16 protein-coding genes are annotated in these 14,795 nt (G+C 73.7%); 6 read left to right on the top strand and 10 right to left on the bottom strand.

Annotation, left to right across the window (positions count from 1 at the left end):
• Positions 1–17: 17 nt before the first annotated feature.
• The 4 genes from CYQ11_RS06215 to CYQ11_RS06200 form a co-directional block, all read right to left on the bottom strand.
• On the bottom strand, positions 18–1,058 hold the full coding sequence (locus CYQ11_RS06215; RefSeq protein WP_099202073.1) for a glycosyltransferase family 2 protein: 1,041 nt from the start codon (positions 1,056–1,058) through the stop codon (positions 18–20).
• Complete coding sequence (locus CYQ11_RS06210) at positions 1,055–1,882, bottom strand: glycosyltransferase family 2 protein (RefSeq protein ID WP_099202074.1); 828 nt, start codon at positions 1,880–1,882, stop codon at positions 1,055–1,057. The genes CYQ11_RS06215 and CYQ11_RS06210 overlap by 4 nt, the downstream gene beginning before the upstream one ends.
• A gap of 405 nt (positions 1,883–2,287) precedes the next feature.
• A complete protein-coding gene (locus tag CYQ11_RS06205) occupies positions 2,288–3,385 on the bottom strand; it encodes a GNAT family N-acetyltransferase (protein ID WP_099202075.1) in 1,098 nt (365 codons plus the stop codon).
• Between the two features lies 1 nt (position 3,386).
• Complete coding sequence (locus CYQ11_RS06200) at positions 3,387–3,842, bottom strand: hypothetical protein (RefSeq protein ID WP_099202076.1); 456 nt, start codon at positions 3,840–3,842, stop codon at positions 3,387–3,389.
• Between the two features lie 382 nt (positions 3,843–4,224).
• On the opposite strand from CYQ11_RS06200, the gene CYQ11_RS06195 reads away from it, so the two are divergent.
• On the top strand, positions 4,225–5,028 hold the full coding sequence (locus CYQ11_RS06195) for an SGNH/GDSL hydrolase family protein (RefSeq protein WP_099202077.1): 804 nt from the start codon (positions 4,225–4,227) through the stop codon (positions 5,026–5,028).
• Between the two features lie 52 nt (positions 5,029–5,080).
• Here CYQ11_RS06195 and CYQ11_RS06190 read toward each other — a convergent pair whose 3' ends face one another.
• On the bottom strand, positions 5,081–6,736 hold the full coding sequence (locus CYQ11_RS06190; RefSeq protein WP_099202078.1) for a serine/threonine-protein kinase: 1,656 nt from the start codon (positions 6,734–6,736) through the stop codon (positions 5,081–5,083).
• A 241-nt stretch (positions 6,737–6,977) separates the two neighbouring features.
• Here CYQ11_RS06190 and CYQ11_RS06185 point away from each other — a divergent pair, with 241 nt between their 5' ends.
• A complete protein-coding gene (locus CYQ11_RS06185; protein ID WP_099202079.1) occupies positions 6,978–7,253 on the top strand; it encodes a hypothetical protein in 276 nt (91 codons plus the stop codon).
• A gap of 96 nt (positions 7,254–7,349) precedes the next feature.
• Here CYQ11_RS06185 and CYQ11_RS06180 read toward each other — a convergent pair whose 3' ends face one another.
• Positions 7,350–8,135 (bottom strand): ABC transporter permease, encoded by a 786-nt coding sequence (locus CYQ11_RS06180; protein ID WP_398780545.1) that lies wholly within the window; start codon positions 8,133–8,135, stop codon positions 7,350–7,352.
• Positions 8,135–9,097, bottom strand: coding sequence for an ATP-binding cassette domain-containing protein (locus CYQ11_RS06175; RefSeq protein ID WP_099202080.1), 963 nt, complete (start codon positions 9,095–9,097; stop codon positions 8,135–8,137). The genes CYQ11_RS06180 and CYQ11_RS06175 overlap by 1 nt, the downstream gene beginning before the upstream one ends.
• 63 nt (positions 9,098–9,160) lie before the next feature.
• On the opposite strand from CYQ11_RS06175, the gene CYQ11_RS06170 reads away from it, so the two are divergent.
• Entirely contained in the window at positions 9,161–9,883 is a 723-nt protein-coding gene (locus CYQ11_RS06170) for a TetR/AcrR family transcriptional regulator (RefSeq protein ID WP_099202081.1), read from the top strand.
• 61 nt (positions 9,884–9,944) lie between these two features.
• Here the strand turns inward: CYQ11_RS06170 and CYQ11_RS06165 are convergent, their stop codons facing one another.
• Positions 9,945–10,538, bottom strand: a complete 594-nt coding sequence (locus CYQ11_RS06165; RefSeq protein ID WP_099202082.1) for a TetR/AcrR family transcriptional regulator — start codon at positions 10,536–10,538, stop codon at positions 9,945–9,947.
• Between the two features lie 289 nt (positions 10,539–10,827).
• On the opposite strand from CYQ11_RS06165, the gene CYQ11_RS06160 reads away from it, so the two are divergent.
• Both CYQ11_RS06160 and CYQ11_RS06155 read left to right on the top strand, forming a co-directional pair.
• A complete protein-coding gene (locus tag CYQ11_RS06160) occupies positions 10,828–12,159 on the top strand; it encodes an alpha/beta hydrolase family protein (protein ID WP_181143591.1) in 1,332 nt (443 codons plus the stop codon).
• A 193-nt stretch (positions 12,160–12,352) separates the two neighbouring features.
• Positions 12,353–12,970: a hypothetical protein gene (locus CYQ11_RS06155; RefSeq protein WP_099202083.1), complete on the top strand. Its 618-nt coding sequence runs from the start codon at positions 12,353–12,355 to the stop codon at positions 12,968–12,970.
• 67 nt (positions 12,971–13,037) lie between these two features.
• Here the strand turns inward: CYQ11_RS06155 and soxR are convergent, their stop codons facing one another.
• Both soxR and CYQ11_RS06145 read right to left on the bottom strand, forming a co-directional pair.
• Positions 13,038–13,499, bottom strand: coding sequence for a redox-sensitive transcriptional activator SoxR (soxR, locus tag CYQ11_RS06150; RefSeq protein ID WP_099202084.1), 462 nt, complete (start codon positions 13,497–13,499; stop codon positions 13,038–13,040).
• A 25-nt stretch (positions 13,500–13,524) separates the two neighbouring features.
• Positions 13,525–14,160, bottom strand: coding sequence for a TetR/AcrR family transcriptional regulator (locus tag CYQ11_RS06145; protein ID WP_099202085.1), 636 nt, complete (start codon positions 14,158–14,160; stop codon positions 13,525–13,527).
• 122 nt (positions 14,161–14,282) lie between these two features.
• Here CYQ11_RS06145 and CYQ11_RS06140 point away from each other — a divergent pair, with 122 nt between their 5' ends.
• A complete protein-coding gene (locus tag CYQ11_RS06140; protein ID WP_240003656.1) occupies positions 14,283–14,795 on the top strand; it encodes a DUF2165 domain-containing protein in 513 nt (170 codons plus the stop codon).

Below are 14,795 nucleotides of genomic sequence, written 5' to 3'. Positions count from 1 at the left end.
CGGGACCGGTTCCGCTCTCACGCCGCCGCCCCCTCGCCCGGTGCCGCCGCCGGAAGCGACGCCACGGCGAACCGCCCCCCGGTCCGCCGCGCCCGCCAGGTGCCCAGGACGTAGCCCCCCGCCGCGGCGGCCACCCCGGCCACGATCGCCCCCGCCCGGCCAGCCCCGCCGGGCCTGCCCAGCAGGGCGTCGCGCACCCCGCGCGCGACACCGGCCGGCAGCACGCGGGTGGTGTACCGGCGCTCGCTGGCCAGCCCGTCCTGGGCGCCCACGATGTGCGCCACCAGCGCCTTGGACAGGCCCTCGGCGTACGCCCGGGTCCGGAAGTAGCCGAACCGCTCCCGGGCCGCCGGCACCCGGTGGTGGATCACCGAGCGGTCGTCGATCAGGAGCACGGCGTCCGGCACGGCGCGGGCCAGCCGGATGCACAGCTCCGTCTCCTCGCAGCCCAGCGGCAGCCGGTGCCCGTCGCGGCCGATGCCGCTGGCGAAGCCCCCGACGGCCGCGAGCGCCGTCCTGCGGAAGGAGGCGTTGCCGCCGAGGACGTTACGCACCGGCACCCTGCCCGGCGGCAGCCCGCGGTAGGTGCACCCCACGACCCAGTCGAACTCCTCGGGGAACCACGCCGGCCGGCGCCGGGAGGCCCACACCGGCTGGGTGCGGCCGCCCACCGCCATCACCCGGGGGTCGGCGTAGGCCTCGGCGAAGTGCAGCAGCCAGTCCCGCTCGGCCACCGCGTCGTCGTCCAGGAAGGCGATCACCTCGCCGGAGGAGGCCGCGATGCCCGTGTTGCGGCCGGCCGACAGGCCCCGGGGGCCGGCGTTGGGCAGCACCCGCACCCGGTGCGCCCCGGCGCCGTCGTCCCCGAACGCCTTGGCGAGCCGGCGCAGCAGTCCGGGGTTGTGGTCGACCACGAGCAGCGTCTCCAGGGCGGGGTGGGACTGGTCGCACACCGAGGCCACCGCGGCGAGGATGTCGCCCCAGCGGTCCTCGGTGTACACACAGACGACCACCGAGACGCTCGGTGCGCCGGTCCGTCCGGTCGGTGCAGCGCTCAAGAGACTTCCCCGCGGTTGGCGGCCGGCGCGATGGCGAGGGGGCGTTGCCGCCGCCGGGAGCCACGGCGGACGCCCCGCTCGCGGAGGATCACCTTCAGTACCCGGATCCCGTCGCGCACGGCCCGCAGGTTGCTCGCGCCGTGGATGCGGACGAACTCATGGCTGGGAATCTCCTGGACCCGCAGCCCGGCCTTGACCACTCTGATGTTCATCAGGGTCTCCACCTCGAAGCCGGCGCAGTCCAGGGCGATCTCGTCGAGGCAGTGCTTCCAGAACGCGTTGTAGCCGTAGCACAGGTCGGTGTAGCGGGCACCGAACTTGTGGTTGACCATGGACGTCAGAACGCGGTTGCCCAGCTTGCGGACGAAGGTCATGTCGTCGGTGCCGCCGCCGTTGGCGAAGCGGGAGCCCTTGGCGAAGTCCGCGCCGCCCACCAGCGCGGAGACGTAGCTGACGATCTCCCCTCCGTCGGCGGAGCCGTCCGCGTCGACCATGACGATGATCTCGCCCGTGCAGGCGGCGAAACCGGTGATCAGCGCGTCGCCCTTGCCCTTGCCGAGCTGCTCGACGACCTTGACGTCCGGACGCAGCCCGCGGGCGACGCCGACCGTGTCGTCGGTGGAGTTGCCGTCGACCAGGACCACCTCGTGGATCCAGTCGGGAAGTGTCTTGAAGACGTACGGAAGGTTCTCCGCCTCGTTCATGGCCGGAATGACGACGCTCACCGGTGGCGCTATCGCGAATTGCGAGGTCACCGGACGGTAGCGGCCCCCGGATGTCTCCGGGTCCTCTTCACTGGCCGCTGGGCGCAGAAACGCACTCATGGGTCTTCGTTCCCTCTCGTCCGGCGGACCGCCCGCCCAGAGCGGTCCGATCGTGTGTCCGGTTCGAAAAGGGGGTACTCACCCCGGTCCCGGCGATGGCGAACACCGCACGGGCAGGGCGAGTTGGCAGATAGCACCGGCGCGCGGCACGCGACCCGGCACTGACTGCGGCCGGGCGCGGCACCCCCTGCCGCGCCCCGCTCCGGACACCATCGCGACGCTTACGAAGCCCTCCCCGGAGCCGCTTTGACATGATGGGCCGATGCGGGTAGATGTACGACGGTATTGAAGCTTGAGACCGTATGGCAAGAGGTGGGGCGGAGACTCCTCCTTTGGTGTTTTTTGCGCCTATGCAACCATCCGCCTCTGTTGGGCTATTGACTGGCCACCCACAAGTGCGAAGGGTCAGTGACCGCTCTCCCGGAGGCTTCCCACCCGTTTGAGCAGCCGGTCCGCCGGCTCGAACAGCTCCGGCCGGGACAGCACCGTGTTGCGCAGGGCCCGCACCGGCGCCCGCCGTGCCCGGTAGCCCAGGGCGACCGGATGACGCCGGGTCACCCAGCCTTCCGAGACGCTCAGTTCCCTGGTCTTGAGCGAGTCCTTGTACGCCTTGCCGCCCCGGCCCAGGTCCAGATAGGCCATCCCCTCGGCGGCGGCCCCCTCGGCCATCCGCAGATGCAGCACGAGCCCGGGTGAGTACCTCGCGAACTCCGGGTCGTACGCCGGGAACCAGCAGGCCAGCACGGTCGTGGAACGCAGCCCGAAGTGCGCCGCGACCGGCCGGCCACCGGCGTAGAGCACCGACAGCAGGCCGCTGAAGGTCTCCGTGCGAGTGTGGAACAGCTGCTCGACGAGCTGCGTTATCCACGGGCGCGCGAAGCGGTCGGCGCGCCCTGTTCTTCGGTACTGCGCCGATTTCCAGCCGATCAGCGCGCGCAGCACGCCCGGATCACGTTCGTCGTGCACGTACCGCACCTCGCCGGCGTCCCGGCCCAGCTTGCGCTCCTTGGCCAGCGTGGTGCGGGTGAACTTCGGCGACTGCTTGCGCAGCGCCGACAGATACCGGTCGAACCCCTGGTCGACGTCGATGACCGGCGAGGCGTACGAGCCGGAGGCCACCACCTCGAACGGTTTCTGCCCCTCCACCAGGTGGTCGAACTCCCAGAGGGAGAGCCCGCACGCCTGCAGCAGCTCGCGGGTGTCCCACTGGAAGCCGGGGCGGTGCACCAGGCCCTGGGCGTCCGAGACGCCCATGCCTATCGCCCGCCCCACACCGAGCGAGCTGCGCTGGTAGGGGAAGAAGGCCACCGGCGCGCCCTCCTCCCGGACGACCGCGATCCGGGCGCCGCGCCGGCAGCGCCCCACGGCCAGGGCGAACTCGGGTGCGAGGAAGGGATTCGTCAACTGCGGCGAACCGTCCTCCACCGCCCGCACCTGCATCGCCGACCAGGCCGTCCGGTCGGCCGCGGTGAGCTCGCCGGGCCGGTACACGCTGATGTCCACGTCACGAAGCCCGACTTCTCGCGGCGCGGCCGCGATGGCGCCGCGCATGTGCCAGCAGGTACAGAAGGAGGCTGACGGCCGCCACCGCGGCGACCCCGCCCCGCACCGACCAGGTGTGCAGCGCGAGCATGGTCTCGGCGATCAGCAGGTCGACCGCGACGGCCCCGCCGGTGGCCACCACCGACCGGCTGAGCGGATCGAGCCCGCGCAGCACGGCCGACAGGGCGCACGCCGGTGCCACCAGCAGGAAGAACAAGGTGAAGGGCGCGCGCAGCGGTGAGCCGATGTCGGCGAGCGCCAGGGCGCCGCCCACCCCCGCGATGGCCGTCGCCGCGCCCGCGATCACGGGGAGCGAGTCCCCCGCCGGCCGCCTCCCGCCGATGGGGCCCTCCTCGCCACCCGCGCCGTCTGGTTCCGTCGGTTCGTCGAGACCGGTGAGATCAGTGAAGCTCTGCATTGCCGACTTTGCCCCCCGAAGCGCCGGATGCCGGGCTTCAATGTCGCGCAGCGGGCGGAGGCCCGTCAAGATGTGAAGGCCATGCGAAAAGCCGCCCTCCGGAGCCGTCGCCACGCCTGGCGCCTGGCCGTCAGTTGAACAGTCGGAAAAGCCTTCCGGAGGCCGGCTCACGTCCCAACTGACGAGCATTTTTACGCCAGTTGGCACTTCCTGACCCCTCGGTCACTCCTGACGTTCAGTCATCGCCCGTGAGCCATGGGTGGCATGGCCGCGCCACTTGGTCGGCGCGCGGTGACGGACACAGTATTGGCATGGACACTTCCAGCGACAGCAGGGCGCTGCTACCACGGTGGTGGCAGAAACCCCTGCTAAGGGAGGTTCCATGAAACTGTCCCGGTTCGCGGGTTCCGTCTCCGCGCTGGCCCTCACCGTCGCCCTCGCCTTCGGCGGGGCCGGCGCCGCGCACGCCGCCGAACACGCCTCAACTCCCGCCTATGTGGCGCTCGGTGACTCCTACGCCTCCGGCGTGGGTGCCGGAAACTACGACTCCGCAAGCGGTGCCTGCAAACGCAGCACCAAGGCGTACCCCGCCCTGTGGGCCGCCGCCCACGCCCCGTCGAGATTCACTTTCGTGGCGTGTTCCGGCGCCCGAACGGGTGATGTTCTCAGCGGTCAGCTGGCGTCGCTCAACTCCTCCACCGGACTCGTCAGCATCAGCGTCGGCGGCAACGACGCCGGTTTCGCCGACACCATGTCCTCCTGCGTCCTCGGCACCGACAGCTCCTGCCTGGACCGGATCGCCCGCGCGCGGGCGTTCATCCAGGACGAGCTGCCCGCCAAGCTCGACAGCGTCTACACCGCCATCAGCTCCAGAGCCCCCGCCGCGCGCGTCGTCGTCCTCGGCTACCCGCGCTTCTACAAGACCGGCGGCGTCTGCATCGGGCTGAGCGACACCAAGAGAAAGGCCATCAACGCCGCAGCCGACCAGATCGACACCGTCATCGCCAAGCGCGCCGCCGACCACGGCTTCGCCTACGGGGACGTCAACTCCACCTTCGCCGGCCACGAGCTCTGCTCCGGCAGCGCGTGGCTGAACAGCGTGGCGTTCCCCGTCGACGAGTCGTACCACCCCAACGCCGCGGGCCACTCCCGCGGTTACCTGCCCGTCTTCACCTCCGCGGCGTGAAGCCCGCGCCCCGGGTGCCACACCTCCACCGAGCACCGGGGACGAGCGGAGTTCACGAGTAGGCGCCCGGGCCCGTCGGCCTCCCCGCCGACGGACCCGGTGTGCCGGAACGCCCCGAAGGGCCGGGGGAGGACCCCGGCGAGGACGCGCCGCCGGTCGGATCCGCCCGGCACGAGACCGTGAAGGGCACGTGGCGCGACGACTGGGACCGGCGGTCGTCCTTGACCTCCAGCGCGATCCAGTCCTGCTCCGCGTCACCCGCCCGGTGAGCCGTCTCCACGTGCTCGGCCTGCCGGGTGGAGGTGCCGTCGCCGAAGCGGACGCGCTGCCAGCCGCCGTCCGAGACGCGCCCGCTGCCCGTCACCCACCGGTAGGAGAGGTCCGCCGGACCGCCGGCCACCGTGATGGCCGCCCGGAAGGAAGGGGCGGCCGCCGCCGGAGGGGGACAGGGGCCGGCGTAGCGGTCCCGCAGGGCGGCGAGCGCGACCTCCACCGTGTACGCCCCCGAGGCCCGGGCGCTCGCCGACGCCGCGCCGCCCGGCGGCTCCACCCCCGTGTTCTTGTCGGCGCCGCCCGTGGCGCTGCCCTCCGCCCGGCCGCCGCCGTCCGAGCCGCCGTCGTCACGGGTCAGCCCCCACACCAGGCCGGCCGCGGCCAGCGCGGCCACCAGCACGCCGGCGACCAGCGCCACCCGGGCCCGGCCACCAGGCCCCGCGCCGGGCGGGGGAGTGCCGGTGCGCGGGTCCGGCGCGCGCGGTGGCGCGCCGTCACCGGCCGCCCCCGCGGGCCCGGAAGGCGCGGGAGTCCCGGCGGCCGCGGGGGCGGCCGGATGCGCCGCCACCGTCGGGGCGTACGCACCCGGCGCCGCAGGGTGCTCCGCGCCTCCGGCCGCCACCGTGCGCAGCAGCCGCTCGGCCTCCGCCGCGCCGAGCCGCTCGGCGGGGTCCTTCCGCAGCAGCCCGTCCAGGACCGGGCCCAGCGCGCCGGCCCGGCGCGGCGGCGGGAGCCGCGAGTCCACCACGGCGCGGAGCGTGCTGAGCGGCGTGTCCTGACGGAACGGCGAACAGCCCTCGACCGCCGCGTAGAGCAGCACCCCCAGCGACCACAGGTCCGACTCGGGCCCCGGCGGGCGGCCCAGTGCCCGCTCCGGCGCCAGGTACTCGGGCGAGCCCACCAGCTGTCCGGTGGCGGTGAGGGCGGACGTGCCCTCGATCATCGCGATGCCGAAGTCGGAGAGCACCACCCGGCCGTCCGCGGCGATCAGGACGTTGCCGGGCTTCACGTCGCGGTGCAGCACCCCCACGGCGTGTGCGCCACGGAGGGCGGCCAGCACCTCCACCCCGACGTGCGCGGCGCGCCGGGGGTCCATCGGCCCGTCGGCCTCCAGCACGTCGGCGAGCGACATGCCGCGCACCAGTTCCATGACGATCCAGGGGCGGCCGCCGTCGGTGACCACGTCGTGCACGGTGACGACGTTGCGGTGCGAGATGCGCGCCGCCGCGCGGCCCTCGCGCTCCAGCCGGGCGTACAGCTGCCGCACCTGGGGCTCGGGCAGTCCGGCGGGCGCCCGCACCTCCTTGACGGCGACCTCGCGGCCCAGCGCCTCGTCCCGGGCCCGCCATACCACGCCCATGCCGCCCTGCCCGAGCCGGTCCAGCAGGCGGTACCGGCCGGCCAGTGCCCGTCCGGTGCCGGAACTTCCGTCCATGCCGCGTCCCTCCCCCGAGAGCAATTCGGGGTGAATGTACCGCAACGGAGCGTGATCGCCCTCCCCTTCGCTGCGGAATGTCCCCGCCAACTCGCGCATCGTGACGGCAGGTTCGCGCCAGGCTCGTCAACCCCCTTGACGGGGTGGTGAATACGGCACGCCGATGCGCGGGTGACGCGATGGGGCGATAGGGTTACCCTGCCTGGGCCGGGTGCGTGCCTCGTACGGGTGGGGAGTCTCAATGGATCAGATAGCAATGCGGAGCAGGCCACGTGTGCCTGCCATCAGTCATGGAGGCGGTGCGTCGAGCGCGCGTCTCGACCGCCATCTCGCGGTGCTCGGCGGGCCCGCCCTGCCGCGACCGGAAGTCGAGGGCGCGACCGTGCTGATGCGCGAGCTGACCGCCCGCGACCACGCCCGCGCCGGCCAGAGCCGCACCGCCCGGGTCTCCCTGTTCGCCCCGCTGCGGCGGCTGCGCCGCTCGCTCTTCGGCAGTCACGGCACCAGCCACGCCTGACCGGGTCCGCGCGGCGGTCCGTACGGCACGGCCAGCCCTTTCCCCCCGGGGCCGGCCGGACGGCCCCGCCGGCACCCCCGGCGACCCCGGTGGCACTCACCCGGCAGAGCGCCCGTACCGCCGCACGGTGAGCGGCACGAAGACCGCCAGCAGGACCGCGGCCCACCCGAGCGAGGCGGCCAGGGGATGCGCGACCGGCCACGCGGCGTCCGCCGCCGGGCGGGCGTTGCCGAACAGGTCCCGGCAGGCGGCGCCGACCGCGCTGACGGGGTTCCAGTCGGCGGCCGTGCGCAGCCAGCCCGGCATGCCCTCGGTCGGCACGTAGGCGTTCGACAGCAGCGGGAGCATGAAGGTGGCCCCGCCCAGCTGGCCCGCCGCCTCCTCCTTCTTCAGCAGCAGCCCCAGCCAGTGGCCGAACCAGGCGGTCACCAGCCGGAACAGCAACAGCAGCGCGAACGCCCCGGCGGCCGGGCCGGCCCCGCCCTCGATCCGCCAGCCGACCGCGTAACCGCACAGCGCCAGCGGGACCAGCCCGGCCGCGGCGAGCAGGACGTCGAAGGCGGTCTGCCCGGCGGGGATGGCGAAGCGGCTCATCGGCAGTGTCCGGAAACGGTCCATCACTCCGCGCTGGTGGTCCTGCGCCGAGGACAGCATCGACGTCAGCACGCCGCCCACCGCCGTCGCGGCGAAGAGCCCCGGCACCAGATAGGCCCGGTAGTCCCCGCCTCCGTCGAGCGCCACCGCGCTGCCGAACACGTAGCCGAAGAACAGCAGCAGCGTGACGGGCATGGTCATGGTGATCAGGAACAGTCCGGGGGCGCGGCGCATCCGCTGGACGTTGCGGACGAGCATGGCCCGGCTGTCGGAGAGGGTCGCCGTGATCACGCGTGGGCCTCCTCGGTCTCGGCGCGGTCGGGGGCGGTCAGGCGCAGGAAGGCCTCGTCCAGGGTGGGTTGCCGCAGGGTGGCGTCGACGACGCGCACGCCCGCCGCGTCGAGCTCGCGCACGAGGAACGGCAGGGTGACCGCCGGATCGGTGACGGCCGCCGCGGCGGCGCGCCGCTCGGGGAAGACCTCGGGGCGCGCCCCGGTGAGGGCGCCCAGCACCACGGCGGCCCCGGGGAGCGCGGCGTCGTCGGCGACGACGACTTCGGCGCGCGCTCCGATGCGGGCCTTGAGCGCGGCCGGGGTGCCGTGCTCGGTGGCCCGGCCCCGGTCGATCAGCACGATGTCGTCGGCCAGCCGGTCCGCCTCCTCCAGGTACTGGGTGGTCAGCAGGACGGTCGTGCCGTGGTCCGCCAGCTCCCTGACGGTCTGCCAGATCCCTTCTCTGCTCGCGGGGTCGAGGCCGGTGGTGGGCTCGTCCAGGAACAGCACCTCGGGCCGCGTGATCAGGGCGGCGGCCAGGTCGAGCCGGCGGCGCGTGCCGCCGGAGTAGCCCCCGGCCGAGCGGTCGGCGGCCCCGTCCAGCCCGAACCGCTCCAGCAGCTCGTCGGCGCGGGCGCGCGCGGCGGCGGGGGAGAGCCGGTGCAGCCGGCCGAACAGCCGCAGGTTCTCCCGTCCCGTCAGATCCATGTCCACCGAGGTGGACTGGCCGGTGACGCCGATGGCGCGGCGCACGGCCTCCGGCGCGCGCACCACGTCGTGCCCGGCCACGCGGGCCGTGCCGGAGTCGGGGGTCAGCAGCGTGGTCAGCAGGCGCACGGCCGTGGACTTCCCGGCGCCGTTGGGGCCCAGCAGCCCGCACACCGTGCCCGGGGGCACGGCCAGATCGAGTCCGTCGAGCGCCTGCACCTCGCGGAAACGCTTCCGCAGGCCCTCACTAAGTACAGCGTACGTAGTCATGGGGGTCACCCTACTCCACTCCGTACGCCGTACGGAACTAGGATGGTGGAGAGGTGATGACCCATGGCAGCCAGCGGCCGCTCGGCCGGACCCGAGGTGATCTGGGCGCGGCCGGAGCGCTCCGCCCGTGGTCCGCGGCCCTCGCACACCCGCGCCGACATCGCGGCGGCGGCGGTGCGGATCGCGGACGCGGAGGGGCTCGACGCCGTGTCCATGCGACGTGTGGCGGCGGAGATCGGCTGCGGCACGATGTCGCTGTACAACTACGTCCCCCGCAAGGAGGACCTGTACGAGCTGATGTTTGACGCGGCCGTCGCCGAGTACGACCTGTCCGAGCCGCCGACCGGCGACTGGCGGGCGGACACCCTCGCGCTGGCCCGGCAGACGCGCGCCCTGATGCACCGCCACCCCTGGCTGCCGAGGCTGCTGGCGCCCGAATACGGCTTCAGCCCCCACTCCCTGCGGTACCTGGAGTACGCGCTGTGGGCGCTCGACCCCCTGGACGTGGGCGGCGGCACGAAGATGGAACTGCTGTCGATGCTCAGCGCGGTGGTGGCCGCGTACGTCACGCACGAGCTCTCCGCGGCGGAGCGGGCCCGTTCGTCGCCCTTCGCCCCGGGCCAGGAACAAGCCGCCCGGCAGGAACACCTGGTCCGGCAGCTGGCGGGCGGCGCCTACCCCCGGCTGGCGGCGGCCTTCGCCGCGCCGTCGGAGGTCCCGGACGGGGAGGCGCTCTTCGAGCGCGCGGTGGAACGCGTGCTCGCCGGCTTCGCGCCGCGGGGCTAGTCCCCCGCACGGGACCCGGCCCCGCCCCGGGTCCCGCGGGCGGTGTCCGCCGGCGCGGCCGCTACGGGCGCAGGGCCCTCAGCAGCAGGTCCGCCAGGTGGTCGGCGACCTCCTGCGCGGCCAGCGGGCCGTCCGGCCGGTACCAGCTGCTCAGGTGGTGGACCGAGCCGAAGTGGTAGTCCACCACCAGGTCCGCGGGCGTCGCCCGGCTGAACACGCCCGAGCGCTGGCCCTCCTCCACCAGCGCGCGGAACCGCTCGTGGTAGCGGCGCCGTTCGGCGCGGACCTGCCGGAGCTTCTCCGGAGCGAGGTGGTGCATGGACCGGAAGAAGATCTTCGTGTCGTCGAGGTTCTCGATGGTGGTCACCACGACGTCGGCGGCCGCCTGCCGCAACCGCCGCTCGACGGGGGCGTCCGTGCCGGCGAGCGCGTCCAGCCTCTCCTGCTGGAGGCGCAGCACCCGGCCGTAGACCTCGTGCAGCAGGTCGTCCTTCGAGCCGAAGTAGTGGTACAGCGCCCCCTTCGTGACGCCGGCCGCCTCGACGATCTCCTGGACGGACGTGCGGTCGTACCCCTGATCGGCGAAGAGCCGGGTGGCGGCGGCCAGGAGCCGCTGGGGCACCGGTCTTCCGCCGTTCTCCGTCGTTCCGGCCATCGCCGTCCTGGTCGTCATCGCCGCCACCCGCCTTCCGCCGTCGTGCGGTGCCGTGCCGCGCCGGAGACGGCGCGGCTCCCTCGCAGGATCTTGCCACTCGCGGCGGCCCGCGACGGTGGCGGGGAAGGAAGCGGAAGCCGATGCCCACCGTTCCCCTCGTTCACCTGCTCGTAGCACGGAAGCACGACATCTCGCTCACGAAGGAGTGAAGCCCCCGGGGGAAGGCTGGACACGCCCTCTTGACGGCAGGAAGATGCGCGTCGCACACCGGACCGGTCAGGGGGACGCCATGGCGGGGATACGCGTGGAGCCGTACTGGGAACTCACCTTCGACGCCGACGGGGACATGGCTCCCGGCGAACGGGACGCGCTGGTACGGGGCGTGGGCGACAGCGGGATCACCGACCTGGTGGTCTTCGCGCACGGCTGGAACAACCGCCGCTCGGCCGCCACCCTCCTCTACGACCAGTTCTTCGCCCCGTTCCCCGGTGTGCTCGCGGACGCCCCGTCCCCCGTGCGCCTCGGCTACGCCGGTGTGTTCTGGCCGTCCATGCGGTTCACCGACGAGCCGATCCCGGACTTCCCCCCACTGCGTCCCGCCCCCGCGGCCGGCCCCGGCCTCGACCCCGCCACCCTGCGGGCGCTGGCGGATGTCCTCCCCGGCAGCGAGGCGACGCTGGACCGGCTGGCGGAGCTGCTGGAGCGGCGGCCCGAGGACGAGGAACGGCTGGCGGAGTTCGTCGCGCTCGTCCGCGGCCTCGTGCCGGAGCGGCTTCGCGCGGCGGCCGGTGACCGCGACCCGTACGGCCACGACATGGAGCCGGACGCGGGCCCGCCCGCCATGTTCACCGCCGACCCCAGAGCGGTCTGCGAGGCCTTCGCCGAGGCCTTGGCCGCCACCGGCGCCCCGGCCGCCGAACTGCTCGGCGGCCTCGGCGACGCCTGGGAGAAGCTGTGGCGCGGCGCCCTCGAACTGCTGCGGCAGGCCTCCTACTGGGAGATGAAGCGACGGGCCGGCACGGTCGGCCGGGCCGGGCTCGGCCCCGTCCTCGCCCTGCTGGCCGCGGACCCTCCCGGGCCGCGGATCCACCTGGTGGGGCACAGCTTCGGCGGCCGCCTGGTCGCGTTCGCGGCCCAGGCCGTCCCGGAGCACGTGGAGTGCGTGCACTCCCTCACCCTGCTCCAAGGCGCCTTCTCGCACTACGCGTTCGCGCCCCGGCTGCCGTTCGCCCTGGACCGCGGCGGCGCGCTCAAGGACCTCCACCGCCGCATCCGGGGCCCGCTGCTGTGCTGCCACTCCGGCTACGACGAGGCGCTGCGGGTGCTCTACCCGGTCGCCTCCCGGGTGTCCGGGGACAACCGGTCCATGTGGGGCGCGGACCGGCTGGCGAACGACCCCCGGTGGGGCGCGATGGGGCACGACGGCGTGCAGGCCGTGCCCGGCACCACCACACTCACCCTCGCCCGGGCGCTGACGGACCCGCTGCCGGAGAGCGGCTGCGTGAACGTGGACGCGTCGGCGGTCGTGCGCCGCGGCGGCCCCCCGTCGGGTGCCCACAGCGACATCTGCCACGGCGAGCTGGCCCGCCTCATCCTGCGGGCGGGGCGGCTCGTCGGCTGATCAAGGGGTGAGCTTCCGCCACCTTCGCGGATCCCCACATCTGTCCGCGCGATGGGGGTAGCAGAGCGGAATCGGCCGGGCGCCCCGCCCGGAGGGTCCGAAGAGCGGACCCGCAAAGCCGATGGATCCGATACGCGACGGGATACGTCCCTTCCATGTCGATCCGAGTCCGTGCCGCCGGAGGTGGGAAGAAGTGGCAGGTTTCAGAGCACTGGCCCGAGAGGTGCGCAATCCCCGCAACACCATCGCGTTGCGCCGCACCTCCTTGCGCAAATGCCTGGAGCGCTTCGCTCCGTACGGGCACCGGGCGACCTGGCGCCACCTGTGTGCCCGCGCGGGCATCGCCCCCGACGACCGTGCCCCCGACCCCGGCCGGCTGATCGCCGCGCTGGCCGAGCTGGAGGAGGCGCGCGAGGTCTGGCTGGCGTACGAGGCCGAGTTCGCCGGCCGGCGCCGCCGGGAGAAGCACGACGGCATCCGCCAGCCCAGCGCCGTCGACGACTGGCACCGCAACACCTGGGGCGGCTGCGACATAGTCCCGTGCGCGTCCCCCGACGTCCAGCCCGACGCCCGCCTCGCCGACGTGCTGCGGCGGGTGATCACCGCCATGGAGTCCGCCCCCGGCGACGCCTGCCCCGTCTGCGCCCAGGAACGCATCGAGTGGCGCACCGACCTCGAGCGCTACCCCCTCCAGGGACCCGTCTGCACGGACTGCGGCATCGTGGTGCCGGTGTCCGTGCTCACGCCCGCCGCCCTGTCGGCGGCGCGGCGCTACACCTTCACCTTCGCGGAGCGGTACGCCGTGGCGTGAGGGCGCTCCCCGGGCACCCCGGGGAGCACGGCCCGGGGGAGGGCCGGGCGGCGGGGGATGTGGACGGTCAGCCGGTGCGCTGGCCGTACAGCATCGAGCCGGTGCCCAGGACGCCGAAGCGGTCGTCGGGGTTGGAGAGCGCGCAGGTGGCGAGCGAGAGGCAGCCGCAGCCGATGCAGTCGTCCAGGTGGTCGCGCAACTTGCCGAGCTGCGCTATTCGTTGCTCCAGCTCCGCACGCCACGCCTCGGACAGCCGCGCCCAGTCCTCACGGGTGGGCGTGCGCTCGTCGGGCAGCGTGGAGAGCGCCTCGCGGATGGTGGCGAGCGGGATCCCCACGCGCTGGGCGGCGCGGATGAAGGCGACCCGGCGCAGCGCGTCACGGTCGTAGCGGCGCTGGTTGCCGGAGGTGCGCCGGCTGTGGATCAGGCCCTTGGACTCGTAGAAGTGCAGGGCGGAGACGGCGGCACCGCTGCGCGCGGAGAGCTGGCCGACCGTGAGCTCGTGGACTTGCTTGGAAATCTGCGGCACGTCCCCGACCCTACGCGAACCGTCCTCAGGCCCCCGCCGCCCGCACCCCGTTGCCGTGACCCACCATGCGCAGCACCAGCCCTGCGTAGAGGTCGCCGACCTCCTCGGGGGTGCGCCTGCCGTCCACGCTGAACCAGCGGGCGACGTCGACGCACAGGGAGAGCACCGCGAGGCTGGTGCCGCGCACGTCGGGGACGTCGAAGTCGCCCGCGGCGACGCCCTCCTCGATGATGGCGCGGACCGCGGCGTCGGTCTCCCGGCGCAGCGCGACGATCTCGGCGTGGTGCTCCTCGCCGAGCGCCCCGAGCTCGTACTGCACCACGCGGGCGGTGGTGTGGTGTTCGGCGTGCCAGCGGACGAAGCGGCGGACGGCGTCGGCGAGCCGCTCGGCGGGGCTGCCGGGGCCGTCGTGGGCCCGGCGGAGGATGCCGAGCGCGAGGCGGTGGCCGACGCCGCTGATGCGGTAGAGCAGTTCCTCCTTGGTCCTGTAGTGGATGTAGAGGGCGGCCGGGCTCATCCCGGCGCGGCCGGCGATGTCGCGGGTGGTGGTGGCGTGGTAGCCGCGCTCGGCGAAGGCCTCGACGGCGGCGGTCAGCAGCCGTCGCGCGGCGTCGGGCGTGACGTCGGCCCACTGCTCGGTCCGCTGCGCCTGTGTGCCCATCCCGTGCCCCGCTCTCCGGGCCCGCCCGGGGCCCCTCGCCGACAAGAACGAACACCTTACCCCGGCCCTGAGCAAGCGCTTAGGGTGCGTACCGGCCCGGTACGGCGGGAATGCATGGCCTCATGAGCAGTGAGCGCACCCTGCCGGTGGCGGCGACGGCGCTGACCGCCACGGTGGCGGTGTACACCGCGCTCGTCGCCTTCGGCAACGTCACGGACTTCGGGACCAACCGGGAATTCGTCCGGCACGTCCTCGCGATGGACACGACCTTCCTCGACGACGACCTGATGTGGCGGGCCGTCACCGACCGCACGCTCCAGGACGCCGCCTATGTGGCCGTCATCGTCTGGGAGACGGTGGCCGCGCTGGCGCTGCTGTGGGCCACAGCCCTGTGGCTGCGCGGCCTCGTCAGGCCGTGGGCCGGCTACGGCCCGGCCCGGCGGGCCAGCACGGTGGGCCTGGTGATGCTGATGCTGCTGTTCGGACTGGGCTTCATGGCCATAGGCGGCGAGTGGTTCGCGATGTGGCAGTCCACGAAGTGGAACGGACTCCAGGCGGCCGGGCGGGACTTCACCCTGGCCGGCTTCGTGCTCGTCCTGATCCATCTGCCGTCCTCGCAGTGGCGGCGGGAGTGA

Source organism: Streptomyces cinnamoneus, assembly GCF_002939475.1.
GTDB lineage: Bacteria > Actinomycetota > Actinomycetes > Streptomycetales > Streptomycetaceae > Streptomyces > Streptomyces cinnamoneus_A.
Note: the sequence above shows the minus strand (reverse complement) of the source record. Positions and strands in the feature narration are given on the sequence as shown.